This is a genomic window from Shimwellia pseudoproteus, from assembly GCF_016415625.1.
GTDB lineage: Bacteria > Pseudomonadota > Gammaproteobacteria > Enterobacterales > Enterobacteriaceae > Shimwellia > Shimwellia pseudoproteus.
The window spans coordinates 78,781-105,312 of record NZ_WBXP01000002.1 but is presented as its reverse complement, the minus strand read 5'-3'; the positions used below and the strand labels follow the sequence as shown (position 1 = coordinate 105,312).

Sequence of the window (26,532 nt, the reverse complement as noted above, 5' to 3'; positions counted from 1 at the left end):
CGGGGAATATTAGCCGGGCTGGCTGCTCTCGCGCCGCCGCAGTACCACCGTGGGTATTGCGCTGTCGGCCTGTACCAGCCCGCTTAACCCGGCCTGGGCCGCCTCCGCCAGGATGCGCCCGGGGCCAAAAGTATGCCAGTCACGCACCACGGTATTACAACGCAGTAACCGCTCCCCCTGGTATTGAATAAACTGCATCTCCCAGCGCATCAGATCACTGTTTTCCACCGCCTCCCCCTGGAGGAAGACCTCATAGCGCTGGCAGCCCAGAGTGGTGCAGGCAACCCGGCTACGGGCAACCTGATGCGGTACCGTGAGCGGCATGGTATCCACCAGGATGACGCCGCCGGGGGCGAGCTGCCGGGCCGCGCTTTTCCAGAGCCGGCCGCGCTGGGCCTGGGTAAAAAAGCCAATACAGCCCGACACCAGGATCAAATCAATATTGTCCACCTCCTGTAATTGCTCAAATGTGCCGGGATAAATACTGACCCGTTCACGCAGCCGGCTGTCATGCAGTACCCGGGTCATTAACGCGATACGCATCGCGGCGGCAGGCTCGACGGCATGAATAGCGGCCTGGGGAAATTGCCGGTTAAGTAATGCCAGTCCGTTACCGGTGCCGCTGCCAACATCGACAATGGTTGCCACCGGCCCGCACACCGTTTGTAAAATATCGCTAAGATCCTTACACCGCGCCGACCAGTGCTGTTCCGACATCACATCGTAGTATTCGGCGGAAATCAGGTAGCCGCGCTCATCGTCGGTCAGGCTTTTCATCAGTCATTCCTTATGGTGGCAGTGTGTTATGGGGGAGCGTGAGCTGGAAGTGTGCGCAATGCGCAATCAGCTCGGGATCGTGGGTAATTAACACCACCACCGCCCCCCGGGATGCCAGAGAGGCCAGCTGTTCCGCCACCAGGCATAACCCGGCATAGTCCAGCCCGGAGGTTGGTTCATCGAAGATCAGCAAATCGCGCTGTGCTATCAGCGCCAGCGCCACGGCAACCCGCTGCTGCTGCCCACCGGACAGCGCCTGGGGGTGCCTGTCCAGCAGGGGCTCCAGCGCCAGTTGGCTAACAACCCGCTGCCGCGTTGCCGCGTCACTCCCTGCGCCTATCTGTAATTCTTGTGCCACGCTGGCGGCAAAGAGCTGGCGGTTAACGTCCTGCAACACCAAAAAACTGCGCCGCAAACGCTGGCGGGCAGAAAGCGGCTTACCGTCTACGAGAATCGGCTCCCGGCAGGACACCAGGCCAGCTATTTCACGCGCCAGGGTGCTTTTCCCCGCCCCGCTGGCCCCGGCCAGTACCGTGACCGCAGACCGGGGAAAATGCAGAGTTCCCCACTGCCGGTGGCGGTAGAGAATGCCGTCATCCCCCTGAGGGGGAGCAGGCGGCAGTGTGCTCAGCGGGGCACTGAGTGTCCGCAGCCCCTGAGCGATACGGGTAGCATCATCGCGCAACCAAAAGTGCCCGGCGGGCAGATCCTCCACGATCCGCCCCTGCTCCAGCCGGATGACCCGGCTGACGATATCCCGCAGATACCCCAGCCGGTGCTCGGCAATCAGAATAGTCATCCCGGCATCGCGCAGATCCCGTAACAGCCCGGCGAGGCTGGCAATATTCCCGGCGTCCAGGCTGGATGCCGGTTCGTCCAGTAACAGAATGGCTGGGCTATCCATCATGGCGGCGGCAATGGCAATGCGCTGCAACTCCCCCCCGGAGAGGGTAAACATATTGCGCGCCAGCAGGTGCGCAATCCCCAGCGCCCGGGCAACGGTTATCGCCCTTGCCATAATGTGCCCGGGATCATCCCCGGCGTTCTCGCTGCCAAAAGCCAGTTCGGCCAGGGGATCGGCACAAAAAAACTGCTGGCGCGGGTTCTGATACACCGTGGAAACCCTGCGACCGGTGATTTCCAGAGGATGATCCGCCGGGGTGATGCCGTTAACCAGCACGGTGCCGCGACAATCCGCGGGTTGCACATGGGGGATAACCCCGTTAACCAGCCGCAACAGGGTGGACTTCCCGCAGCCGCAGCGGCCAGTCAACAGCAGGCACTCTCCCCGCCGCACCCGAAGATCCACGCCCGCAAGGGCCGGTGTCGCGCTGGCGGGGAAATGTACACTCACCTGGTCAAGCACAATCGCGTCCATTAGCGCCCTCCCCGGATGAACAGCATCACCAGCCCGAGGCACACCACCACCAGCAGCGCATCCACCAGCCCGGGCCGTAAGGGCTGGATGGTGGTGGGCCGGGGAATCGCCCCCAGTCCCCGGCTGAGCGCCGAGGCAGACAGCGCTTCACCGGTGCGCAGCAGGGCGCCGGTCAGGGGGATCAATAAATAGACCAGGGTACGCCACGGATGAAGCGCCCAGCCCCCCGGCCCCGGTAATCCCCGCAAACGCATCCCGTTGCGGATAGCCCGCTGCTCTTCCCGCAGTACCGGAAAAAAACGCACCATCACCGCCAGGGGGATAACTATCGCCCGGGGGAAGCGCAGCCGGTACATCCCGGCGATCAACATGGCGGGGGTGGTCACGCTGATAAAGTAGTACCCCATAAACCCGGCAATAATATAGGGCCGGGCATAGAGGATTGCCGCCAGGGCTATCCCGGCACCGGCGTGCGCGAGCCACTCACTCACGAAGGCCAGCCCGGCCATACCGCCGGATAATGCCACCGCCGCCCACCCGCGCTGGCTGAGCAGCAGCAACCCGGTTACCACGGCGATCGCCGCCAGCTGAAACGCCCCGCCGCGCCCGGTCAGCACCAGGGTATTGACCAACAACAGCATCAGCATATTGGTGCGCACATCCACCCGGGCCGGCGGCGGTAATAGCGGCACCGGTTGCGCGTTATTTCTGGACAAGTCCGGCCCTCACAAAATGCTGATGCAGTATCCGCACCCCGATGCCCGCACCCGCCAGGCCACTGATAAAAATACCCACTAGCGTCCAGCACACCACCGGTACAGTAAACAGCGCGGTAAATACCCCGGCATACTGGTCCCCCAGTTGCTGGGCAACCTGCTGTGCAATCTCCTGGCGCATAAAGATCAGCGGTAACAGTCCCCCCGCGGACCAGAGATTAAACACCCCGTAACCGAGCACTACCAGTAGCGGGCTCCCCCGGCGGCGCGCCGCGCTACAAAGCAGATCACTTATCACCCCAGCAATCAGGGCCGAGGCCAGGGTGAGGATATAGTCCCCGGCCAGCACCATCACCAGCCCGATGATCACCGCCATTAACGCGATGGGCCCGGCTTGATTCACCCGGCTGACGTAGAGCACAAAAGGGATTGCCGCCACTATCCCGGACAGGGATTTGGTTATCGGGATCAGCAGCGGGGTGAACACAGCGAGCATATTGATCACCATGGTGATCGCCACCATGATCACCGAAAAAATACCTAAGGTAATCAGTTCTCTGGGGTTGATTATCCGCACGTCATATCTCCATTTTTACGAAAAGGGTGGTGGTAACGGCCGCGACTGTGCCAAAAGTGGGCATAGCGGCCATTGCGGGCAATAAGCGCAGCATGAGTGCCCTGTTCACATACCCGGCCGTTATCAAGAAAGACAATCCGATCCGCACTGCGGATGGTGGCCAGTTGGTGGGCAATGACAATGATGGTGACCTGCCCTTTCAGGGCGCTGATCGCCTGGGTTATCGCCATCGCCGTCAGCGGGTCCTGGGCGGCGGTCGCCTCATCCAGCAACAGCAGCGGCGCGCCTTTTAACAACGCTCTGGCGACCGAAACCCGCTGGCGCTCCCCGCCGGAAAGCAGCCGCCCGCCCTCCCCAACCGGGCTTTGCCAGCCACCGGGCAAGCGCGCCACAATGTCCGTTACCCGGGCCAGGGCCGCCACCTCCAGTAGTTGCTGCTGGCTGGCTGCCGGGTTTCCGATGCGGATATTGGCCTCCAGGGTATCGTCGAACAGGCAAACATCCTGGAACACCAGCGACAGCGCGCTCATCAGATCCTGATAGCGCAACTGGCGAATATCGACTCCGCCGAGGGTAATCCGCCCCTGCTGTGGCTCACAGAAACGCGCCATCAGCCGCGTCAGGGTGGTCTTCCCGCAACCGGATGGCCCCACCAGCGCCGTTAACGATCCCTGGGGGATATGCAGATCCAGCCGATCAAATAACCAGGCCGCGCCCCCCGCCCCGGTGGGAGGTGGCGTGGAGGGATAGCGGAACGATACTTGCTCAAACGCCACATCAACGCGCCCGGACAACGCCTCAGGTGCCGCTGGCTCCGCCAGACCGGGGAGCGCCAGCAGTTGGCTGACCTCCTGGAGCTCAATCCGGGCGCGTTTAAAGGCCGTTTCCAGTTCTGACAGGATCTTGAGCGGCCCGCTAAACTGGGCCGCCAGACCAATCAATACTACCGCCCATACCGGGTCGCATTGGCCGCTGAGCGCCAGCCACACCGCCAGCCAGATAGCCAGGCCAAAGATCAGCTGTACCGCCAGTGACTGCGTAACCAGCCCCAGAACCGAGGACCACAACGCCCTGACACCAGCCCGCCATTGACGGTTAATCGCGTTGGTCAGTGGCGCATACCCCTGCCCCCCCGGGCCGCTTAGCCCGGCCTGGCGCAGCGCCATCTGGTTATCAATAAACTCCAGCAGACGGGTGTCCGTTTCCCTGGCCGCCTGATGCACCCGCACTTGCCCCTTAAGGTTACGCTGCCCCCCCAGCGGGCCGCCAGCCAGATAAAAGGCACCCCGGCCAGTAAAATCCCCCCCAGCCGCCAGTCCAGCCCCAGGCACATCAGCGCCAGGGTCAGCGGGGTGGTGAGGTTTATGATTAGCGGCACCAGCAGATCCATCATCGCCCGGGCCACAAAGAGCGTTCCCCGCACCGCCACCCCGCTGGCAACGCTGCTGGCCGTGGCATCAAACCATAAAGGTGACAACGTCACTAATTTATCACCCAGCTTTTGATGCATGGCCGCCATTACCCGCATCGCCTCGCTAAACCCGCGCAGCGTCACGAACGCCTGCAGGCCGCCATTCACCAACACACCGGCCAATAGCCAGAGGCACCCGCTCATCGCCCCGGGGATGTCCCCCCGGAACAGGCTATAAATCACCGCCAGGAAACACCCGATAACCAGCCCCTGGAAAATGCCCACCAGCACCACACAACCGATAAACAGCCAAAATCCGGCGCGATCACCGGGGCGGCTGAGGCCAAGCAATAAACGGATCATCACACCCCCTCCGGGGAAGCTGAGGCGGAAAACTGACGCCATAGCCTGGCGTAGAGCCGCTGTTGTTGCAGCAGTTGTTCATGGCTGCCCTGTTCGCTTATCTGGCCGTTATCCAGCACCACTATCTGATCCGCATGCTGGATAGTCTCCAGCCGGTGAGCAATGGCCAGCGTGGTGCGCTGGTGGGTCAAATTGGCAATCGCCTGGCAGATCAGCGCTTGCGCCCCGGCATCAATGGCGGAGGTCGCCTCATCCATGATAACGATGGGCCGGTCAGCGAGGATAAGCCGGGCAATGGCCACCCGCTGGATCTCGCCGCCGGACAGCTGTACATCAATGCCGGGTATCGCGTTATAGCCCCCGGGCAGCGCCATAATGCGTTCATCTATCTGGGCGGCTTTGGCGGCATTACGGATGGCGCTGAGCGGGACATTCTCCTTTCCCAGGGCAATATTCTGCGCCAGGGAGATAGCCGGTAGCCGGGGGGTCTGCTCCAGCACGCCAACCAGTTGATACAGCTGGCGGAACGGGATATGGCGAATATCATGCCCCCCAATGCAAACCTGCCCGCAGGTGGTATCCATCTGGCGCGCCAGTAGCCGGGCCAGGGTTGTTTTCCCGGCCCCGGATGGCCCCACCAGGGCGGTAAAGCTCCCGGCGGGCAACCTGAGATTAATCCCGTTCAGGGCACGGCGGCCGCCGTAGATAACGCTGACATCACACAGGGTTATCTCACTGGCCGTAATATTCACCGGCTGTCGGCTGGCGGGCAGCTCAGCCTGGTTAAGCAGATCGAGAATCTGGCGGGCCGCCACCACCGCCGCGCTGTGCAACTGGCCCGCCTGGGTCACGGTCATCACCGCCGCCGGTAGCAGCATCGCCACCAGGCAGGCCACCAGCAACGCCGGGGCGCTGATCGTCCCCTGGGCTATGCCCGCCATCCCGATAATCACCACCACCAGGGCAACCGCCGGGGGCGTTATCACCATAACCGCCACGGATTGCGCGCGCATTGCCGGCCGGACCAGGTGACTAAAATCATGATGAAACTGGCGGGTTGCGTCGCTAAAGCGCCGGTAGCCTTCACCGGCCCGGCCAAAAACTTTCAGCACCGCCACCCCGCGCACGTAGTCAACAATCACGCCGCTTATCGCCGCCAGGTGCCGGGATATTTGCTGCATAATCGCCCCCATATTTCCCCGGGAAAGCACCGCAAACAGCGCAAAATAGAGCGCCAGCGGCACACAGGCCGCCAGCCCCAGCCGCCAGTTCAGCGTGAAGCAAAAGCTCAGGCCAACCAGTGGGGTCATAATAAACGCCACCCCCTCCACCAGGTTGTGGGCAACCAGTTGGTGGAGGGCCTCGACATCCTCCTGGATCACCTGACGGGTGTGGCCGGAGGGGTGTTCACTGAACCACTGCCCCGGCAAACGCCCGAGTTTATCCGCCAGTTGTAGCCGTAAATCACGCTGCAGGCGGGCATCGGCAAAATGGCTAATGGCCAGCGCCACGGCCCCCAGCCCCGATTGCCCCGCCAGGCCCACCGCCAGCCACCCCAGGGCCTGATAGACCTGCTGTGCGGCCCGGTGCTGCGCCAGCCCCTGAGTGATATCAATAAGTGCCTGATACCCGATCCACCCCATGAGGCTTGCGACAATCTGAATCACAATGGCCACCAGCAGCGGCAAAAGCACCGGTCTGGCCACAGTAAGCAGGGGATGATTGTTAAACTTCACCATGAAATAACTCACTTAAATAACGCGGTAAGGTGGTATCCGGCGCCGCCAGATAAAAATGGCCGCCGGGAAACGCCCGGTACCGGCAGCGTTCGCGCCCCCAGTGCTGCCAGTTCGCTATCCGGGTGGGGTCGATTTCGCCATCATCACGGCCATACACCACATGTAGCCGGCGCACCGTTCCTGGCTGTGCGCGATACGTCTCCAGCAGCCGGTAGTCCTCGCGCACTAGCGGTAAAAACAGCTGGCGCAGTTCCGCTATCTCCCACAGGGCACGGCTGGCGGGGTGCTGACGATTAATATCGGCAATCAGTGCCGCGTCCTGCGCCAGATGCAGCCGCGATCCCGGTGACTGGTCCGGCGGGTTTTGCCCGGAGACCACCGTCACCAGCCGCTGCGCCGGGAGACGCTGCTCCAGCAGGCGGGCACACTCCCAGGCCACCCAGGCCCCCATGGAGTGGCCAAACAGCATCACCGGCACCGGGGGCAGTGCCGCTAAGCGCACCGCCAGCTGGCTGGCGCACGCCGCTGCCAGTTGCTGAATACTGGGGGCCGGTTTTTCAGCGCTGCGGCCATCCCGCCCCGGATAGGTCATGCCCCATAGCCTGGCGTCGGGTAATTTCTGGCACCAGTGGCTATAGAAACGCGGGCTGCCACCGGCATGGGGGAAGATAACCAGTACCGGGAGGGTCTGGTCAGTGGCACATTCCCGGGTATTCAGCGGTGTTATCGCCTGCACGCGGCCCCCCCGGGTAACCCGGCGCTGTCAGCCTCACCCGGGCGATAGTGCAAGGGATGCCCGGCCGCATCAGAAACGGCGCGCCACAGCCGGAGTACCGCCAACTGGCGCTGCAATGTAGCCGCAGAGGGCATGGGCTGCGCCATGGCCTGGGCCAGCGCAGTGCGTATCCCCCGCCCCATGGCGTCATGGAGCTGGCCTGCGGTGATCCGATTATCGCGCTGGCCGGTTACCAGCAGCGGTGCCGCGGTCATGGAGGCTTCTGCGGGTATCGGGTACTCCCTGATCAGCGGGCCAAAGGGCGAATACAGCGTCAGCTCCCCGTTATCGCTGACCACGGTTATCTGCATCAGCGGCTGTGCGTGGGCGTCCGGGTCGGCGAAATCAAAGCGGTTCATCAAGATAATGTCCACCGGCACCCCCTGCCACAGGCAGCTGACCAACACTTTTCCCCTGGCCGCCAGCGGGGTGGTGGTGACCGCCGTGGAGGGTACTCCGAGCAGCCCGGACAGCACCATCAGCGCACAGTGCAGGGTCTGCACCGTGACGCGCATCTCCACCGAGCGCAGCGTGGTATAACGCGATAGCCAGCGGGCCGCGCGCAGAAAGCGGCGCACCCTGGGCAGTTGATCATAAAACGGCGTCACCGCAAACCCGGTGCCCTGCTGGCGGGCAATACGCAAGGTATCTGCCATGGCCTGAGGATGGAGTGGCAACCCCTGCAGGACCGGTATCCCGGCGCACAGTAACTGCCGGGCAATCTCATCCCCCTCGCCCCCCACCACGGCGGATCGCACCGCCACCACCGCACAGGCGGGATGGGGGGCTGACAGCGCCTGCGTGACACCGGTGTAATAGTCGCAACCCAGCCCGGTAGCCAGCTGGCGACCGCGCGCCCCGCCCTGGCCAATAATGGCCCGCAGCCCCGAGTTCTGCAGCGCCCGGGCATACTGCGCCCCGAAAGTGGCCCCGATAACCCAGATCCCCGCGCCGGTTGTTGGCTGTTCTCCGCTCATAGCGTTCCCTCTTCACAGCGGGTCTGCCCGGGGGGCGCATGCCAGCTAATATTCACCCCCGGCGGTGGGTCAGTGCGCCACTGCTGCCAGAGTGCGGCCACACCGGGAAGGCGCGAGAACCACCCGGCCCCGGGCTGGCGCGGCCCGCTGTTAAGTGCTGCCCAGGCGGCCACTGCCCCCGTAAGCCGGTAGCTGTCCGTGCAGGACAGCAGTGAATGGGCCTGCTGGCCGGGGGCAAGGCTCTCCCTGACCGTGGCGTGGAGGAAAAAGTATTCCGCGTGCATCGCTGCTGCGGCCGTCGGCCGGGGGTAGAGCGCGGCAGGATAGCCCCCGGTGACCATTGCCTCATTCAGTAGCCGGGTGATAGCCGCGGCACCGCTGACCGTAAAACCACGCAGTTCAAAGAGCGCTAAATCCTCAGCGGCACAGGCGGCCTCTTCGTCGGTATAGGGATGGCACTGTGCGGTTGCCGGAAAGCAGTCCGGCAGCGGTGGGAGCCGGTTTACCCGTTCCCATACCCCATTTCGAAAGCTCATGCCCGGGTAGCCGGTCCGCCGGTGTACCGCCTGCAAATACTCCTCCAGCCCGGCCAGGGTCAGAGGCTGGTGGCCGCCGGTAAATGTTTCGGCCCGCAAGCCAGTGGTGTGGGGAAAAGCGGCGCACAGGGCGCGGATGGCCACACCCACTAATCCCGGCTGCACGCCCGCACCGAAGATCCCCTGCCAGCCCGCCTCCGCCAGCGGCCGGTGCCAGCGGCTAATCGTTTCGCCGTCACCGCCGGCATCCACATAAATTCCCGTGGTCCCCCCCCGGGACAGTAAACCGGTAAGCAGCGGGCCGGTCAGCCGGTATGACGGCCCGGCACACTGAATAATCCGGCGGCACCGCTGTGCTATCTCTGGCCAGGAGGCGGGGTCAGTAAGATCCAGCGCCGCCAGGCGCAAGCGCGCCCGGGGCAAATGGCCAAGGCGCTCCGCCAGGCGCGTAAGACTGCGGCCGGTGGCTAACACCTGCGCCCCCTGGGCCAGAAGCGCCTCAACGCAGGCGCTGCCTACCGCGCCGCTGGCCCCGGTCACCATGATAATCTCACTCATGCCCAGATCCCCCGCAGCAACGCAGCAACCGACCGGGCGCCGTCCCCTTCCAGGCAATCAAAGTGATTACCGGCAATATCGGTAATGGTCAGCGTCCCCAGGCAGTAGTCGCGCCAGAAACGGGTCATGTCCTCTTTCAGGGTGGGCAGGAAATGAATATCTCCGCGCTGGCGCAGGAAGGTAATATCCCCAAGATAGCCCGGTCGGTTAAAGGCCCCTGTCGCCCTGAGGCTGGCAACATACACCGCCCGCAGGGCCGACAGGGTCGCGGGATCCAACCCGGCACAGGCCGCCAGACGCGCCAGCCGCTGCTGGCACTCTGCCGGGGCCTGGGACAACGCGGTGGCAATGGCCGGGAACTGCGGGGCCAGTGCCGCTACCGCCCCCTGGGGAATATGCTGCTGCCAGGTCTCCCGGGCCAGGGTTATCAACGCCCCCAGTGGCTGTTCAGGCAAATCCAGGCCGATGTCGGCCGGCTCCTGGTTGAGCAACCGGGCAAGGGAGTAGTCCAGCAGCAGGTCATCCTCCATGGTGAACGGCAGCCGGTAAGCGCTGACCACAATCAATTGCCGGACGTCAATACCGGCGGCGGTGAGTTTTTCCGCCATCGCCGCCGCCAGCAGCCCGCCCATGCAATAGCCGAACAGGTATACCCGCCGTAACGGGCGCGCGCCCAGGGCCTGAACGTAGCGATCCGCCAGGGCGTCGAATAGCGTCTCTGGCGCCAGGGTCAGGTACTGATCCCCCGGCGAACGGCTGATGCCAATCACCTCGGGCCGTTCATCAAGCCCCGCCAGCGCCGCTATCAGCGCGTGGTACGGGGCCAGCCCGCCGGACCCGTCATGGATCAAGCACAGTGCCTCCCCGTGGCGTTCCGTTGCCGTGGCAGAGGCCGCCGGTAACAGGGTTTGCAGCCCGCCACCGCTGTCCGCAGGCGGGGCCAGACTGTCGCACTCTGCCGCCTGGGGGTGCCACACCAGGCGGGCGCAGTTTTCCAGCCGGGGGTCCGCCACCATTTGGCGCAGTAAATCATCCCAGGAGATAGCCGCAGCGCCGGGGATCCCGCGCCGCAGGGCGCCGACACATTTTGCCAGCAGCAGTGAATCCCCCCCGGCAGTGAAGAAATCGGACCCCGGGTGCAGGCTATCCGGGTCGGTAATGCCGAGCACCCCGGCCCAGATAACCGCCACCGCCCGCTGACTGGCATCCAGCGACGGTACCGTGGCGGCGATGCTGTCTGTTGCCTCCCCGGAGATAGCCTCCTCCGTCTCTGCACCCTGGGTAACCGCCGGCAGAGTGGCCAGCAGGGTTTTATGGTCAACCTTGCCATTGGCTGTTAACGGGAGCGTGTCCAGCACCAGGATACGGTCCGGCAACATATAGCCCGGCAGGCGCTGGCGTAAGGTGTCGTGCAACTGCGCGGTGTCCGGCCGGGGGGTACTGTAACCCGCGCTGGCCCAGATAACCGACTGGTGAATATTACTGATAGCAAGCGCCGCCGGGTGCGCGCCATCCGTTACGCCGGGGAGCATGATGCTGTGCCGGAACGGGGACGCGGCCAGCGCCTGCTGCCAGCACTCCCGGGGATAGAATGCCTCACCGTCCTCTGCCCGCTGGTCCTGGAAATCACTCAGCCCCTCTTTAAACTCCATGGTTATCATCAGCGGCGCGCTGGGGCGGACAGCATCAATAATCGCCAGATCCCCGCCGGGGGCCAGCAGTGGGTGTATCCGGGCCAGCGCCCGGGGAATATGGCGGGCGTTATGCAGCACATTGGCGCACAGCACAATATCCCACTGGCCAGGAGCGAACCCCTGGGCGGCGAAGTCCTGGTTAATATCACAGCGCCGGGTGGTAATATCCGGCCAGCGGCTGGCGGCTTCATCGAGGAAAAAACGCGACACATCGGTAAAGCAATAGTCAACGCGTAGCCCCTGATGCTGCTGATACCCCCGCAGACAGTCGAGCACTGGCCCGGTGGTGCCCCCCACCCCAGCCCCTATCTCCAGGATACGCAATGGCCGCTGCTGTGCTGCGGCCTGGCGGGCCCGGGCATCCACCCCGGCAACGATCAGCTGATTCAGGTAGCGGTTAATAAAATTCTCCCCGTAGGACGCCAGGGCAACGTCGGTACGCCCTTCCGGGAACAGCAATGCCAGGGGGTCGACCTCCCCGGCGGCCACCTGCTCCAGCTGTTGCAGGCAGCGGGCGATATAGTCCAGTTGCCCGTCGCCGTAGTCCATCTCCCGGGCCAGATCCCGGGCCTGTTGCCACAGCCTTTCAGCCAGGGAAAATGAAATATCGCCGTTAAATGGCGCCAGCAGCGGCGCTTTACGCTGTAACATCCGGTCCCAGCGGGCCATCAGCGGCAAATAGTCAGCGTGCACCGCCACTTGGCGCTGGCGCAGATCCTGCATCGCCACCAGGGCGGCCAGCTCCATACGCGCCATCAGCGCCGTGAAGCGCGGTGCATCCAGCCGGGACAGCCACTGGAGATGCTGGTGCTCCACCGCCTCCGCCGCCTGTTTGTCTGCTTCCCGGCAGGCAGTGCTGGCGCCCCCCGGGGTAACCACGGCAACCAGTTGCTGGCGGGGGGCCATCACCACGGCGGCATCCCCCACGTTGGGGTGCTCACGCAGCAGCGCGGTGATTTCCCCGGGTTCAATACGGTACCCGTGGCGCTTAATCTGGCTGTCGCGCCGCCCGAGGAATTCAATCTCCCCATTAGCCAGATAGCGCCCCAGATCGCCGGTTATAAACCCCGGGGTGATCCCGTCAGAGAGGGTAATAAATGCCGCGTTATCCGCCCCCAGATAACCCGCGCTGACCGCTGCCCCGCCAATCACAATCTGGCCAATTTGCCCGGTTACTGCCGGTTCCAGGTCGTCATTCACCACCCACATCTGCTGGCCCGGTAATGGGCGCCCGTAGGGGATTGAGCCGTCATAGTGGCTACCGGCGGGAACCTCATGGAAGCAGGACCAGATAGCGGCCTCTGTGGCGCCACCGAGGGCAATAACGCGACAGTCCGGGCGCAACTGATGCAACTGTGCCGGCTGGCCGGCGGGTACCCAGTCCCCGGAGAGCAGCGCCACCCGCCAGACGCACCGGGCGATGTCGTCCCTGCTGGGGGGGGGAGTCCAGCAACAATTGCAACTGGGCGGGGACTGAGTTCCAGAGGGTGACCCGGTGCTGGATAATATCCAGCCACCAGGCATCCGCATCGGGCATCGTTCCCGCCCGGGGGATCACCAATACCCCTCCGGCGTTGAGCAACCCGAAGAGGTTAAAAATCGCCAGATCAAATGAGGGCCGCGACACCCCCAGCACCCGGTCGCCGTCGTGCAGCCCGAGCATCTGCTGCATCGCATTAAGGGTGGTGAGCGCCTGGCCGTGGGTGATTGGCACCCCTTTCGGGGTGCCGGTTGAACCGGAGGTAAAAATGATATAGGCGCAGTCGTTCTCCCCGGCCAGGGATGCCGTGACGGCGCCAGCGGCGTTACCGGGCTGGGCGCCGTAGCGTAAATCAACGGACTGCGGGGTTATCAGATGCACCTGGTGCCCAGGGCGCGCCTGCGCCAGGGTGGTGAGGATCGCCTGCTGGCGCGCCGCGGGCCACTCAGGATCCAGCGGTACAAACGCACAGCCGGCCAGCAGCGCCCCTAACTGGGCCGACACCTGGGCCACCCCCGGCGGCAGGGAGATGGCCACCGCATCCCCAGGCCTGGCACCCATCGCCAGTAAAGTATCCCGCCAGTGCCCGGCGTGGCTGAGCAACGCCCCCCGGGTTAGCTGTAGCTCGCCGTGGATCAGGGCAATGTTATGCGGCGCCTGCCGGGCCAGCTGGCAGAACGGCGCACAGATATTGCCCCCTCCGGCGGTATGCGCCAGTTGCGGCGCACTGATCGCCAGCGGCGCGGGGCGTAATGCCGCCTGCTGCCAGCGGGCAGGATCGCCGGAGAGCGCCGTCAGTGCAGTACAAAAGTCGTGGAATGCCGCCGACAGTACCGGCTCCGGGTAACTCCCATCCCGGCTGTCCCAGACCACCGCCATTGCGCCTGCGCTTTCAGAGAGCTGGATATCCAGCAGCACCTGGGGGGTCTGGCTTAGCCCCTGCTGTAGCTGGTTAACCACCCCGTCACCGGGCGTCGCCGGCATCCCCAGGGTCGATGTCAGCACAATCGGGGTGGCCCGCTGTTCCCCGGGCAACAGGCGCAGAACCTCAATCCCGGACAATGCCTGATGATCAAGCGCGCTGAATACTTGCTGCTGGGCCGCCCCGGCAGCGGCCACGACAGATTGCGCCGTAGCGCTGTCCAGGGCGAGCAATAGCGTGGAGGTAAAGTCGCCAATAATGCGCATCACGTCACCGGTGAGCGCCTGACGATCCAGCACCGTGAGCGTAATGCGGGAATGTTGCTGCCCCCCGTAACGCCGGGCGATACCGCCAAGAATAGCCAGGGCAACCGCGGTGGGGGTCACCCCATGCTGGCGGGCAAGGCCCCGAAATTGCGCCCACTGTGCGGGCGCCAGTTGAAAACTGCGCCGCCGGTAAGCCACCGCCTGCTCCCCGGCGTGCAGGGGCTCCCCGAGGCGCATCGGTGCCGGGAAGGCGGCTACCTGCTGCTGCCAGTAGTCCGTAGCCCGGCGGCACTCTCCTGCTGCTGGCGGATATGCAGCACATAGTCGCGAAATGACAGGGTCGGGGGCTGTAGCGCCTGCTCCGGCTGGCGCAGCGCCTGTAAAAAGTCCGTGACCATCACATTAATGCCGACAAAATCAGTCATGATCAGATCCACCGACAGGTGCAGTGTCGTCCCTTGTGGCCCCAGCACCAGATGCGCCGTCAGCAGTGGCGGCTGTTGGGGATCGTACTGCTGGTGTTTTAATCGCTGGCGGATAACCTGCTGGGCCTTGTCATGCTGCGCGGCGCTGGTGGCTACGGTTATCGCCAGCGGCACCGCGACCTGGGGATCGATACACTGCCAGCCCTCTGGCGACGCCCGGACTTTCAGCATGTCATGGCAGGCCACCATTTTCTGCCATGCCTGCTGGTACTCATCTGCGGTGCGCGGTTCGGGCTCACTGATGATAAGTTCCGCGTAACCATGACAGCCGGTGCCGCCATCCTGCCATGCCCGGGTGCGGCCCAGTAAATAGGCGGACTGCACGGCGGTTAGCGGGAAAGGGGCATAACGCTGATCGGGATCATGCCGGAGGTGCTGCTGGGCCCGCAGCGCCGCCAGAATGGCGGTTTTTTGCGCACGGACTTGTTCGCGTAACGCCGGGGTAAATGCCCCCTCCGGAGCGCGAAAACGCAGCGCACCGTCGCTTTCCCACAGTTCAATATGGTGTGCCTGCAACTGCGCAAGCAACTGCTTTACCGCGTTCATAATGTGCCCTCTTCAAAATCTGCTGTGTCGCCGTCTGCGCGGTGATCCCCCGGGTGGCTGGGGAGAGTAAGCTGCTCAACCTGACGGCAAAAATCGTCAAATCCCGGGGAAGTCAGCAACAAACGCAGTGAAATAGCCGGATGGATCGCGGTTTGTAAGGTGCGAATGCAGCGCGTGGCCAGTAACGAGTCCCCGCCACACTGGAAAAAGTTATCCAGCGGCTGGTGCGGCTCAATAGGCAGGTACTGCCGCCAGATGGCGGCAATTTTCGCCGCCAGTGCGTTACTCTGGTCCGCGGTGTCGCGCGTAATTAACGCTGCCAGCCGCCGGACAATCCCTTCCGCCAGCGTATTGACCAGCGCCGCCGGGAGCAGCGCCGCCACATAATCAATGGTGATATGCAGCCCCCGGGGATCGTCGTGAACCTGGCAGTCCATGGTGACCTGAGGGGTTTGTGAGCGGGCGCGAGTGAGCTGGCCAAAACCGAAATCGTCGGATCGGGCCGTGGCCGGTGCCAGCCCCAGACCACAGGTAAATACCACCGGAAACAGCCCGGCCGCCGGATCGCCGCTGCGGCGCACCACCTGCTGGGCGATGGCTAAGGTGCTCACCTGTTCGGGAGTGTCGTGCAGGGCCAGTAACCCGTGATGGGCTTCCCTGGCGGTGGTTAATAAGGCGTCTGCTGTGGGGGTTGCGCTCTCGTCGCCAAACGCCACCAGCCCGAGGCGGGTAAAGTCGCCCACCGCTGACGCTATTTTGGGGATGGTGCTGTCGCGATCAAAGGTGGTGACATTGATGCTAAAACGGGGATCCGCCGCCAGCCCCCGCAGTTCAAGGGCATAGGCCGCAAGGATAAGCGCCGCCGGGGTGAGCCGCTCCTGGGCGGCGCGACCGCAAATCGCCTGCCAGTCGCTGGCGGCAATACTGGCGCCGCCGCGGGAGAAATACATCGCCTGCACCTGCGTCAGGGGCTGTCGGTAGGGCAGTCTGGGGGCCGGTGGCATCGACCTTAACATCGACGCGTCGAATGGCCGGTGGGGCACCGCGGCCTGCCGGTAGTGCGCCCATGACAATGCCGATTCCTGGCCGGTCGCCCCACCCTGATAGCGCGTGCCCAGCTCCCGGAGGACCAGCAGCATCGACATACCGTCCAGCATCAGGTTATCCATACCGATACCGATCCTGTCTCCCTGTGGCGACACCCGGATCCGCAGCGGGAAATCCCGGCGCGGGTCCGGGGTTTCGGCCTCGGTCATGCTACGTACGTGGGGCGTTATCTGCACCCGCGCCGCCGGGGCGCCCTGGCCAGAGAGCGCTTCCACCTGCCCCCAGGGCTGGCCGTCAATCCAGACTACCCGGGCGCGTAGCGCGTCATGGCGTGCGACCACCTGGCTAACCGCCTCCTGCCAGCGCGCCAGATCAATCCCCTCTGGCGCGGCGGCGCTGAACTCAAAATAGCAATGTGATGCCACCCCGCCCAGCAACTGGTCCGCTGAACGCCCGGCCAGATACGCTTTTTGCAGTGCGGTGAGCGGGAAGCGGGTTGTGCCGGTCTCAGTAACCACTGCCGGTAACGGGGCACCCGGCTCCAGCGGGGTTCCCTGGCGGCCAGCAGCCTGTCGCGCCCGGACCCGGGAGACAAACTCACCGAAGACCGGGCAGTTAAACAGATCCGCCAGCCGCAGTCCGGGGTAACCCTGGCGGCGCAAATCCGTCACGATCCGGGTGGCGCGCAGTGAATCACCGCCGAGGGCGAAGAAATCATCGGTGGGCAAGAATGGCGCCGGGTGCGATAACACTTCCCCCCAACTGCGGGCCACTCGCGTGTCGGTATCGTCCCCTTCCCCGACGGGGGGCGGCTCAGAAGCAACTGCCCCGGTGCCGGTGGGTAAGCGGGCCTGCAGCCAGACCAGATTGGCCGCCAGATGCTGTTCCGCCAGCAACACGGCGCCGCAGTGTTCCAGTTGCCTGCCCCACTCCGCCGCCGGGCGCAGTGGGGAGGTGTCAGGGTCCGTCAGGGAAGGATCGAGAATGGCCGCCACCAGTGACGCCGCGTCTGGCGCCGTGACTTCCAGCACATGAACCGCCAGCGGCAATCGCCCCGGCGGTCCGGCGCGTAACTGCGACAGCTGGCGAAGCAAATCCAGATCCCGGTGGAGCGTGGCGGGCGCGATCACCACATCCGGTTGGCCGGTATCTGCCGCCGCTGGGTGATGCGGATCGCGCCGGGCAAGCCGGTTGAGGGCATCATCATTTTCCTGCCCGGTAATCCGCAGGCTAAGGTTATTTTCCGCCGCCGTGTGTTGCAGCGCCTGGCTAAATGCGCCGCTCCCGGCCCCCAGCACCCGCACCTGTAATGTGGTAACTCCGCGCCGCTGTGCCTCTTCACCCAGTGCAGCAAGCAGCGTATCAAACACCTTCAGCTGCCTGAAGGAGGCCAGCAGCAACTGTTCCGGGGCTAACTGGGGGTGGGACAACAGATCCCGCGGCGGGCGCTGGCCATTAACACACTCCACCAGAAACGCGCCCTCTTGCCGCCATGTGTCCAGCGGCGACGCAGATACCCGGGACCGCCAGAAGTGCGCCAGCGGCGTATCGGTATCAAGGTGCGGTAATGCGGCGGCGATGGCCCGTTCGGCCAGCTGGTGGCCGCTGAGGGTCTCCTGCCCACTGGCCACCTGAACGGGCCGCACCTCACTGCCGCACAGGGCCGCTATCCCGGCAGTAAAATGCCGGTGGGCCGCCAGCAATAATTTGTGATCCACGGCCCCGGCCGCATAATCCCAGCGGATCTCCAGCCCGTCGTCATCCGGCAGCAACTGGCAGTCAATGATCACGCCAGGGGTACGGGTATGGGACCACACCACCCGGGTCTCCCCCTGATACAGGGCGGCGACCTCGGCCACCCCGGCAGTGCTGGTAAACACAAACGGATAGGCCGCGCGCCCCCGGGCGGCGATATCGCTCTCCCCCGGTGTCTGGCCCGCCACCGCTTCAGCCAGTGCCCGGGCGCTCTCCCCCAGGCTGTCGTCTGCCCGGTGGCGGCAGAGGCGCAGTTGAGTGAATTGGCCAAGGGCCGCCTCTTCACCGGCGGGACGCCAGCATACCGGTACCACCACGGCGACCTGCGCCTGGCCAACCAGTTGCGCCAGCGCCTGGCCATAGGCGTGGAACACCAGGGCAGTCAGCGTGACCTGCTGCTGGCAGGCCAGGGTTTCAAGCCCCCGGCGCTGCGCCGCAGACAGCCGACAATCCAGGGCCATAACGTGGCTATATTCCCGATTGCCTTCCCGGCTGTCCCCGCCGATGATGGCGCGAAGATCCGGGGGCTGCCAGGCCGCCATTTCCCCGGGAGAAAGTGCCTGCCGGGGCGCCACCGGGCGCCGGGCGTAGTCGGCAAAGGGGGCCAGATCCGGCGTGAACGGTAGCGCCGACGGGGGATGACTCACCCGGCGGATCAGGGCCAGCAGAACCCGGCTCAGGCTCAGGGCATCGAGGGTGAGATAGTTACTTATCAGGCCAATATCCCGGGGATGCGTACCGCTGCCCGCCAGTAAAAATGGCGGGCTCTGCCGGGCGTCCAGCGGGGCACTGGACAAGTAATCGGCCAGTGACTGATGGTCCGCAAGGTGGTTCACCGCCACCGGTGCGGCCTCCGCCACCTGCTGCCCGGTATCCGAGGTTAACAGCCGCAGCCCGGGGGTTTCGGCGATCAGCGTGTCCAGCGCCTGCTGCCACTGGCTCAGAGGGTACCCCTGCGGGTTACGGATAATCACGGCAAACACCGTATCGCAGCGGCGGACCCCGAGGATCCCCTCCGCGCCGAGCACATAGGCACGTTGTAGCGCGGTCAGCGGGAATGGCTGCCGGGGATCATGGCGCGCGGGCCGGGATGCCGGGGGCGCCGCCGGTGCCGGGCAGCGCCGGGCAAACTGCGCCAGCTCCGGGGCCGCAAACAGGGTATCCACCCCGCACGCCACCCCGTGTTCATGCAGCAGCGCGCAAACCCGGGTAACCGCGATGCTGTCGCCGCCGAGGGCAAAGAAGTTATCCCCGGCCTCAATGCTGTCACGCTGCAGTACCTGGCACCAGATCTGCTGGCAAAGGGGGAAAATAGCCGCCTGTGCCCCGGCCTCTGCTGGCGCGGTAGGCCCGTCAAACTGGCGGCTGGCCCACTGGCGATCCAGCTTGCCATTGTGGGTCAGCGGCAGTTGCCCGACCAGCCGGATCAGCGACGGTACCATATAATAAGGGAGCGCCCCGGCCAGCCGCTGGCGCAGCTGTTCCTCCGTTACCGCCCCGGGGCGACAAACCACCAACGCGCCCAGGGCACGCTGCGCCCGGATAGGCACCACCACCGCGAGGCTGATTTCCGCCATGCCGGTCAGCAACTGTTCGATTTCGCCGCATTCAATGCGGTGGCCCTGAATTTTCACCTGGCTATCCTGGCGGCCAACAAAGAACAGCAGCCCGTCCCACCAGTAGCCGAGGTCACCGGTGCGGTACCAGCGCTGCCCTTCGGCCTGAATAAACCGTGCACCGGTGCGGGCCGCATCCCCGAGGTAGCCCTCCGCCAGTCCGGCTCCGCCGATCCACAGCTCCCCTTGTACCCCGTCAGGGCAGTCAATAAACTGTCCATCTGCCGCTTCGCGAACTACCCGATATTGCTGGCCGCTGAGCGGCAACCAATAAGGTACCGAAGGCCATGCCGGGGGCAGGTCTTGCTCGTCGCGAATCACATATTCATTGGACCAGATGGCCGCCTCGGTACTGCCCCCCATGGCTACTAATATGGCCTGGGGGGCGCGCTGCCGGAGCTGTTGAAACATGTTGCGCGGTATCCAGTCCCCGGAGCACAAGCAGGCGCGCAGTGAGGCCAGCGGCACCTCTGTTGCCAGCAGCATATTGGCCAGCGCGGGAACCGAGTTCCACAGGGTGATCCGGTATTCATTCACCCGCTCCGCCCAGTAAAACGCGTCCCGACGGGCCGCTTCACCGAGGGTGACAATGGTGCCGCCCGCACTCAGGGGGCCGAAAATATCGTATACGCTGAGGTCAAAATCAAGGGAGGAGACCGCCAGCAGCACATCACCATCGTGCACCTGATGACGGGCGTTGACATCATTAATGGTATTGGCGGCTGCCCGGTGGCTGACTGCGACCCCTTTCGGCTCGCCGGTGGAGCCGGAGGTAAAAATAACGTAGGCCAGTGAATCTGGCGTCCCCTCCGGGGTGGTGCTGTTCGGCGCACTACGCAAGGCCGCCAGTGGCGGGGTCTGCTCAAGACGGCTAACGTCTTGCCCGGTTATCAGATACCCCATCCGGGATCGCTGGCGGATCAGCGCCAAACGCGCCGGGGGCATATCATTGCCAACGGGCAAATAACAGCAACCGGCATAAAGTACCGCCAGGACCGCCACAATCTGGGCCGGGCCTTTAGCCAGCCGGATGCCGATGATATCGCCGGGCTGGCTGTGCGGTACAAGCCGGGCCGCCAGGCGGCGCGCCAGCAGATCCAGTTGCTGATAGCTCCAGCACTGGTCGCGGGTGTGGCCAGCGAGCAGCGGGTCCGGGTCATCCCCGGTGGCGGAGCCTATCAGGGCCAGCGCCTGGGGACGTTGATTCACCTGCTGGCGGAAGCGGCTGAATAACATCCCGGGCTCACTGGCCGGCGGGGTGCTGTTGATCTGCGTGCGCCAGTGCTGGTCGGCCAGCGGCAGCGTATTCGCCACCGGCTGCCCGGCAATAATAAGGTCAATGGACTCGGTTAGCAGCGCAAAAACAGCCCCGTCAACGGCGGCGGGGATCGCCGCCCGGCGGACATCAAACGCCACTTCAATGCGCGCCTCGTCAAGCCTGAACACCTGGCAATCAATAACCGCCTGGGGGGTTTACCCCTGGAGCGCCCCCTGGCCAAATGTGTCGGTGATTTGCGGGTCAAATACCGGCTGCTGCAGGGCGCAGGTAAAAATGTACGGCAACAGGCCCGGATGGGGGCATTCGGCATTCCCCCGGGCTTCTCGCAGTTCCGTTTCACTGTCGACCCCGCGCAGCAGGCGGTAGTGGAGATCATCATGGGTATCGCGCAATAGCCCATCAAGGGTGGCGCTGGCGCGCGCGCGGTGGGCATAAGTGACGGTGCGCTCCGCCAGCCGGACAGCACCTGCGCTTGCCGGAAGCTGGGTCACCGTGATGGCAAACTCAGCCTGGGTGCTGCACAGGCGTAACGCCCTGGCATAGAGGGCCAGCAGCAGTGCCGATGCAGCCACCCCGTGGCGGGCCGCGAATTGCTGGACCGCCGCCCACTGTTGGGGGGGATAAATCCGTGAGCGCCGTACCACGGTCCGGTAGTCCGGCGCACCGGCTTCCTGCGGGTGAAAATTAACCAAAGGCAGCGCCGGGGGTGGCGGCAGCGACGTCATCCGCCCCTGTGCCAGACGTTGCTGTTTCCCGGGGTGGCGCTGGCGTTTTTGTTCAGCCCGCACCCGTTCCGCCGCAACCTGCTCAAAATGCAGCGCTACCGGCACAGGATCAGGCCCGGGTTCATTGCGGTAGTGGCGGCCCACGAGTTGCATTAGCCCGGATAACCCCTGTAAATCCACCGCCGCCAGCGAGACGGCCAGATGCAGTGTTGTGGTGCCGTCGTCCCAGCAGGTGAGTTCCGCCCCCCAGCGTTTTCCTGCCGATAAGTCCACGCTGTGGGCCAGCATATGGGCGTTCATCCTGGCGAGGTGATCCGCCCGCTGCGCGCTGTGCTGGTGGTGAATATGTAACACCGGCGGCTGCGGCGCGGCCTCAACCAGCTGAGTTGCACTGGCAAATTGCATCCGCAATGCCGGTTGTAATGCTACCGCCGCCAGCGCGGCGCGTAACCGCGGGATATCGAGCGTTTTGCCGGAGAATGTCAGGCAGGCAACGCACTCGATACCGCCCATCGGTAGTGCCGTCTGGCGCCCCACGAAATAAGCCCGCTGGATTGGCGTCGCCGGATAGCGATCCCCCCCTGTTTTTTGATCGTCCATTGACAAAAGTTATCTCCTCTTCACTGGTAATCCGCGGTGCATATCTGCTACCCACCCTGGCGCAACTGCCGTTCAGCGTCGCGAAATAATCGCTGCCACTTTTGTAATGCAATGTTATAACATCACTCAATTACTGATCGCAATTACCAGGGAGAATGGCAACGATGAGAATTTGTTTCTGGCCGATTGTCGGCTGTGGGGTACTGGCAGGCTCGCCGCTCGCCGCAGCGGCGGCGGGGGAACAGTCCCCCCCCTCTGCCGACACCACCGCCGATGTAATGACCGTGGACGCTACCGTGAACGCGCGCTTTGTCCCGGAGGAAAACCGTAAAATCCCCTTTACCGTGAACCACTTCAGCGATGAAGATCTGCAGCAGCAGCAGATAAAAGACGCGCAAAGTTTATTCTGGATGACCCCTGGCCTGGCACTGAACAGCGATGGTCAAAACCCGGAGTCATCACTGAAAATCCGCGGGGTGGGCTCCCTAAACCAGGTCAGTAGTGATGATACGTCGGTAGTAACAATGCTTAACGGTGTGCCGGTCCCCCAGGGAAACCTCAGTAGCCGCCTGCTGGATATCAGCCAGATCGATATTTTAAAAGGCCCCCAGGGGACGCTGTTTGGCCGCAATAGCGAGGCAGGAGTCATTAACATGACCTCTAACCGGCCAACGGATATTTTTGAGGGATACCTCGGCGGCGAATGGGGAACCCGCCACCATCATCTGGGGGAGCTGATGCTCAATACCCCGCTGACCGATACCCTGAGTAGCCGGATTGCGTTGCAGTATGACCGCAAAAACGCCGCCTTAAAAAATCAGCAGGATGGTGATAAACCCCTGAGCCACCCTCAGGATCTGAGCGGCCGGGGTAGCCTGAGTTGGCAACCAGATGAGCGCGACAACCTGCTGTTTACCGTCGATCATCAGCGCCAGCGCCACAATGCGGTGGGCATGACCCTGCTGGACGGCCATGACAAAATCAGCCTGCCGAAAGGCGTAATGAATGATCGCGGCAACGATACCACCCTGACATTTAACTGGCAGCACAGTTGGGATCAGCTCCAGCTGACCAACGTTACCGGCTGGGGGCACTATTTCCACCGCTCCTCGGGGCCGTTTAATGATTACCGGATAAGCCAGCAACTCTACGGTACGGACTATGATTCCTGGCGAACCTTCAGCAACCGGCAAAAGCAATTTTTCCAGGAATTGCGCCTCGGCTCCACGGAGAATAGCCCGCTGTTCTGGGTCACCGGGATAAATTACCTCTATTCCGGGCGCACACATAACTACACCGGCGGCTGGAACGACGCCCCCGGCTGGGAAAACGATCCGCTGGATGCCCATATCCACCGGCGATTTACTAATGACAGTATCGCGCTGTTCGGTGAAACCACCCTGCCGCTCACGGCGCGCCTCAACCTGACCACCGGGCTGCGCCATACCTGGGAAAAGCATCGCTACCGGGATCACTGGCAGGCCAATCCCGGCTACGCCAATCCCGGCGATACCGCTTACAGTGATAAACAGTCGCTTTCGGAAAGCTATTTCACGGGCCGAATCGGGCTAAACTACACCCTGACCGACGACTGGAGTGTGTACGGGATGTATTCCCGTGGACATAAGTCCGGCGGCTTTAGCGACTGGGACACCAGTATCGCCAGCGGCCAGCCCGCTACCCCCTATAAAAAAGCCACCGTCGACAGTTATGAGCTTGGCGCGAAGGCGCTGATCCCCACCCTGCATCTGGAGCTTAACCAGGCGCTGTTTTATAACCGCACGCACAATGACCACTTCTATGCGTTAATCGATCCGAGCAGCAGTTTTGCTACAGTTATCGAAAACTTTAATACCGAGAGTAAAGGCGCTGAGCTGTCTGCCACCTGGCGGCCAAATAGCGACTTTATGTTACGTACCGGCATGGATTACACCCTCGCCACCGTGACCCACCTCCCCCAGGACAGTCAATCCGGCGGCCACAAAGGCAACCGGATCCCGGACGTGCCGCGCTGGGGGGCGACCCTGGCTGCGGACTATTCCCATCCGTTACAGCTCGGTGCGCTACCGGTGGTGTTTAACAGCAGCCTGAATTATCGCTACAGCAGCCAGCGGGAAGCCGACGTCGGCAACAATTTTAAACTGGGTGAAACCCATTTAATGAATGCCAAAATTGGCCTGAAAAGCCGCTATGGGGATATCTACCTGTGGTCCACGAACCTGTTGAATAATCGCAGCCCGGTGTACGGCTTTTATTACCCCGCTCTGGACGCGGCCTATGGCGGAACCGGGAAAGATGCCCACGTCGGCACTGTCCGGGAAGGCCGGGTGGTGGGGGTAAGCTATCAATATTACTTCTGATCGCGCGGCCCGGCGGCAGTGACCGCCATCCTGTCGGGATCATTTTTCCAGCGCCGTCCCTATCGGGGCGGTGCTGGGTAACGGGGGAAGAGATGACAGATGTTGCGGACCGCCGCCAGCTAAAGATAAAAAACAGACAAAAAAAAACGCCAGTATGAGGACTGGCGGTGAATTGCATGGATTGCGTTGGCTATCATTATGGCTGCAGATGATGCTATATCGTCCTGATGTGCAGCGTTTTCTAGCATCCTATCGCCCTGAGCATCAACCGCAGTTCAACCCCCGATAATTAATACCTCCGCCGTCTGCTGATGTTTTTTCAACCATTCAACAGCCCATGATGCACTCCCGGCATCGCGCCGGGGTAATTTATATTACAATTTCCCTCACAGCATCTGCTGTGTCTTGTTCCCCGGGAGTGCCAGGTGGCTATCGCGTCAAAATATAAAATAAACCAGCGACTCATTTCCTGTGGTGTAGTGCTGCTGACCTCTTCGTTTTTGCTCCATTTTCTGTTTCAGGAGCACGACGCCATGAAAAAATATATGGCGTATATTGTGGAAAACGGCGCCACGTCCATTCTGTATGAGAAGTTTATCAACCAGAATCAATCCATGACGCTGATGCACGCCTTTTCTGAACAGCGGCTTAATGCCCCGCTAAGCGCCGCCCAGCGCAGTAAACTCAGCGCGCAAATCGAGGCCAAAGGTGAGGTTCGGGGAATAAACCTGCACGCCGGCGCCGGGAATAATATTCTCCACGGCAGCTTACAATCCCTGAATCACGATGTTGCCAGCTGGGTTCAGGATATCCCGATTATGCAGAAATACGATGCCGAAGTCGCGGAGCAGCGGCACCCCTACGGGCTGGATGCACAGCGGCTGATTGCCGGGCATAAACATAATTACTATATTGATTTCACTTACCAGTATGTCTATTTCTACCACCGGCTGGATGTGGATGACTTTCAGTTCAGCGCCTGGAAATTGCTCGAGGAGAACCCCTTTCATATGTCCCCGGCCGCATTACGCGCCCTGGCCAGCAGCGATACTGTCACAACCAATATTTACCAGGATCATAATACACGTCAGCCGGTTATTTCCCTGCTGACCCCGGTATTCTCCGGGGGCGTTTTACGCGGTGTCGTGGTGGTGGATTTTGATAAGTCGACCCTTAACCGCATGTTCTACACCCTGGACAGGCCCCGGCTATGGCGTTATCTGGCCTTGACCATTAACGACCAGACCAACCGGCTGGCCATTCAGGTAAAACAGCCCGAGCACCGGCTGTTCAGCTATGTGGAATACCGGCAGTCCCTCTCACCGGATATCAACGTTCTGCTGTCGGTGGACTTCAGCTACTTTATCCTCACCAGTTATCAGCTGCTTTTACCCTATATTATCGGCACGCTATTGCTGCTTTATCTGGTGCGTAACCACTTTCGCCGTCATCTGCTGCTCAGCAAGGAAAATATCACCGACAGTATGACCGGGCTCTATAACCGTAAGGTGCTGTCGGCGGATCTGGAAAACCGGTTAAACCATCTGGTGAAGCGGCAGATAGGTATTACCTTTATCGCTATCGACCTCGACGGGCTTAAGCAGATTAACGATACCCGGGGACACAAAGCCGGGGATACCGCGATCACCCTGCTGGCGGCAGCGATCCTGTTATCGATCAGGAAAAGTGACTATGCGGTACGGCTCGGCGGCGATGAGTTTTGCCTGATTCTGGTCAACTATACTGACGAGAATATCGCCGCCCTGATGCAGCGGATCATTGAACGGTTACGGCAGACGGACAGCCACCAGTGGGTGAAATTTTCTTCGGGCAGCTATCAGATGCAGGATGATGATACCCTCGAACATGCCTGTCACGAAGCCGACTTGTGCCTGTATCAGGACAAACAATTACGCAAAAACGCTCGCCGAACCTGAACACCCCCGGCAG

15 protein-coding genes and 1 pseudogene are annotated in these 26,532 nt (G+C 62.8%); 2 read left to right on the top strand and 14 right to left on the bottom strand.

The features are described from left to right. Positions 1-9 precede the first annotated feature (9 nt). The 14 genes and pseudogenes from F9C28_RS01685 to F9C28_RS01615 all read right to left on the bottom strand — a co-directional run bounded on the left by F9C28_RS01685 (position 10) and on the right by F9C28_RS01615 (position 22,222). A complete protein-coding gene (locus tag F9C28_RS01685) occupies positions 10-777 on the bottom strand; it encodes a class I SAM-dependent methyltransferase (RefSeq protein WP_199013372.1) in 768 nt (255 codons plus the stop codon). 10 nt (positions 778-787) lie between these two features. After that, entirely contained in the window at positions 788-2,155 is a 1,368-nt protein-coding gene (locus F9C28_RS01680; RefSeq protein WP_199013371.1) for an ABC transporter ATP-binding protein, read from the bottom strand. Next, positions 2,155-2,871: an energy-coupling factor transporter transmembrane component T gene (locus F9C28_RS01675; RefSeq protein ID WP_199013370.1), complete on the bottom strand. Its 717-nt coding sequence runs from the start codon at positions 2,869-2,871 to the stop codon at positions 2,155-2,157. Before F9C28_RS01675 ends, F9C28_RS01680 begins: the two co-directional genes overlap by 1 nt. Beyond that, the gene (locus F9C28_RS01670; RefSeq protein ID WP_199013369.1) at positions 2,858-3,448 is read right to left on the bottom strand and encodes an MptD family putative ECF transporter S component; all 591 of its coding nucleotides are present in this window, start codon (positions 3,446-3,448) and stop codon (positions 2,858-2,860) included. Before F9C28_RS01670 ends, F9C28_RS01675 begins: the two co-directional genes overlap by 14 nt. After that, entirely contained in the window at positions 3,439-4,677 is a 1,239-nt protein-coding gene (locus tag F9C28_RS01665; protein WP_199013368.1) for an ABC transporter ATP-binding protein, read from the bottom strand. Before F9C28_RS01665 ends, F9C28_RS01670 begins: the two co-directional genes overlap by 10 nt. Then, on the bottom strand, positions 4,590-5,222 hold the full coding sequence (locus F9C28_RS01660) for an ABC transporter ATP-binding protein (protein ID WP_199013367.1): 633 nt from the start codon (positions 5,220-5,222) through the stop codon (positions 4,590-4,592). The genes F9C28_RS01665 and F9C28_RS01660 overlap by 88 nt, the downstream gene beginning before the upstream one ends. Beyond that, complete coding sequence (locus F9C28_RS01655; RefSeq protein WP_199013366.1) at positions 5,222-6,961, bottom strand: ABC transporter ATP-binding protein; 1,740 nt, start codon at positions 6,959-6,961, stop codon at positions 5,222-5,224. Before F9C28_RS01655 ends, F9C28_RS01660 begins: the two co-directional genes overlap by 1 nt. After that, a complete protein-coding gene (locus tag F9C28_RS01650) occupies positions 6,948-7,697 on the bottom strand; it encodes a thioesterase II family protein (RefSeq protein ID WP_199013365.1) in 750 nt (249 codons plus the stop codon). The genes F9C28_RS01655 and F9C28_RS01650 overlap by 14 nt, the downstream gene beginning before the upstream one ends. Continuing rightward, positions 7,685-8,713 carry a Gfo/Idh/MocA family oxidoreductase gene (locus F9C28_RS01645; RefSeq protein ID WP_199013364.1) on the bottom strand — a complete coding sequence of 343 codons (1,029 nt, stop codon included), beginning with the start codon at positions 8,711-8,713 and terminating at the stop codon, positions 7,685-7,687. Before F9C28_RS01645 ends, F9C28_RS01650 begins: the two co-directional genes overlap by 13 nt. Further along, on the bottom strand, positions 8,710-9,807 hold the full coding sequence (locus F9C28_RS01640; protein ID WP_199013363.1) for an NAD-dependent epimerase/dehydratase family protein: 1,098 nt from the start codon (positions 9,805-9,807) through the stop codon (positions 8,710-8,712). The genes F9C28_RS01645 and F9C28_RS01640 overlap by 4 nt, the downstream gene beginning before the upstream one ends. Further along, positions 9,804-12,902, bottom strand: coding sequence for a methyltransferase (locus F9C28_RS20315; protein ID WP_199013362.1), 3,099 nt, complete (start codon positions 12,900-12,902; stop codon positions 9,804-9,806). Before F9C28_RS20315 ends, F9C28_RS01640 begins: the two co-directional genes overlap by 4 nt. A gap of 31 nt (positions 12,903-12,933) precedes the next feature. Next, positions 12,934-15,182 (bottom strand): annotated as a pseudogene (locus tag F9C28_RS20310) (TubC N-terminal docking domain-related protein); the annotation flags it as partial. Positions 15,183-15,196: 14 nt separating this feature from the next. After that, positions 15,197-21,064, bottom strand: a complete 5,868-nt coding sequence (locus F9C28_RS01620) for an amino acid adenylation domain-containing protein (RefSeq protein ID WP_199013360.1) — start codon at positions 21,062-21,064, stop codon at positions 15,197-15,199. Between the two features lie 27 nt (positions 21,065-21,091). Further along, on the bottom strand, positions 21,092-22,222 hold the full coding sequence (locus F9C28_RS01615) for a condensation domain-containing protein (RefSeq protein ID WP_199013359.1): 1,131 nt from the start codon (positions 22,220-22,222) through the stop codon (positions 21,092-21,094). Between the two features lie 164 nt (positions 22,223-22,386). Between F9C28_RS01615 and F9C28_RS01610 the strand changes: the two genes are divergently transcribed. After that, positions 22,387-24,582 (top strand): TonB-dependent receptor, encoded by a 2,196-nt coding sequence (locus F9C28_RS01610; RefSeq protein WP_199013358.1) that lies wholly within the window; start codon positions 22,387-22,389, stop codon positions 24,580-24,582. A 425-nt stretch (positions 24,583-25,007) separates the two neighbouring features. Further along, on the top strand, positions 25,008-26,519 hold the full coding sequence (gene dgcJ / locus F9C28_RS01605; RefSeq protein ID WP_199013357.1) for a diguanylate cyclase DgcJ: 1,512 nt from the start codon (positions 25,008-25,010) through the stop codon (positions 26,517-26,519). Positions 26,520-26,532 lie beyond the last annotated feature (13 nt).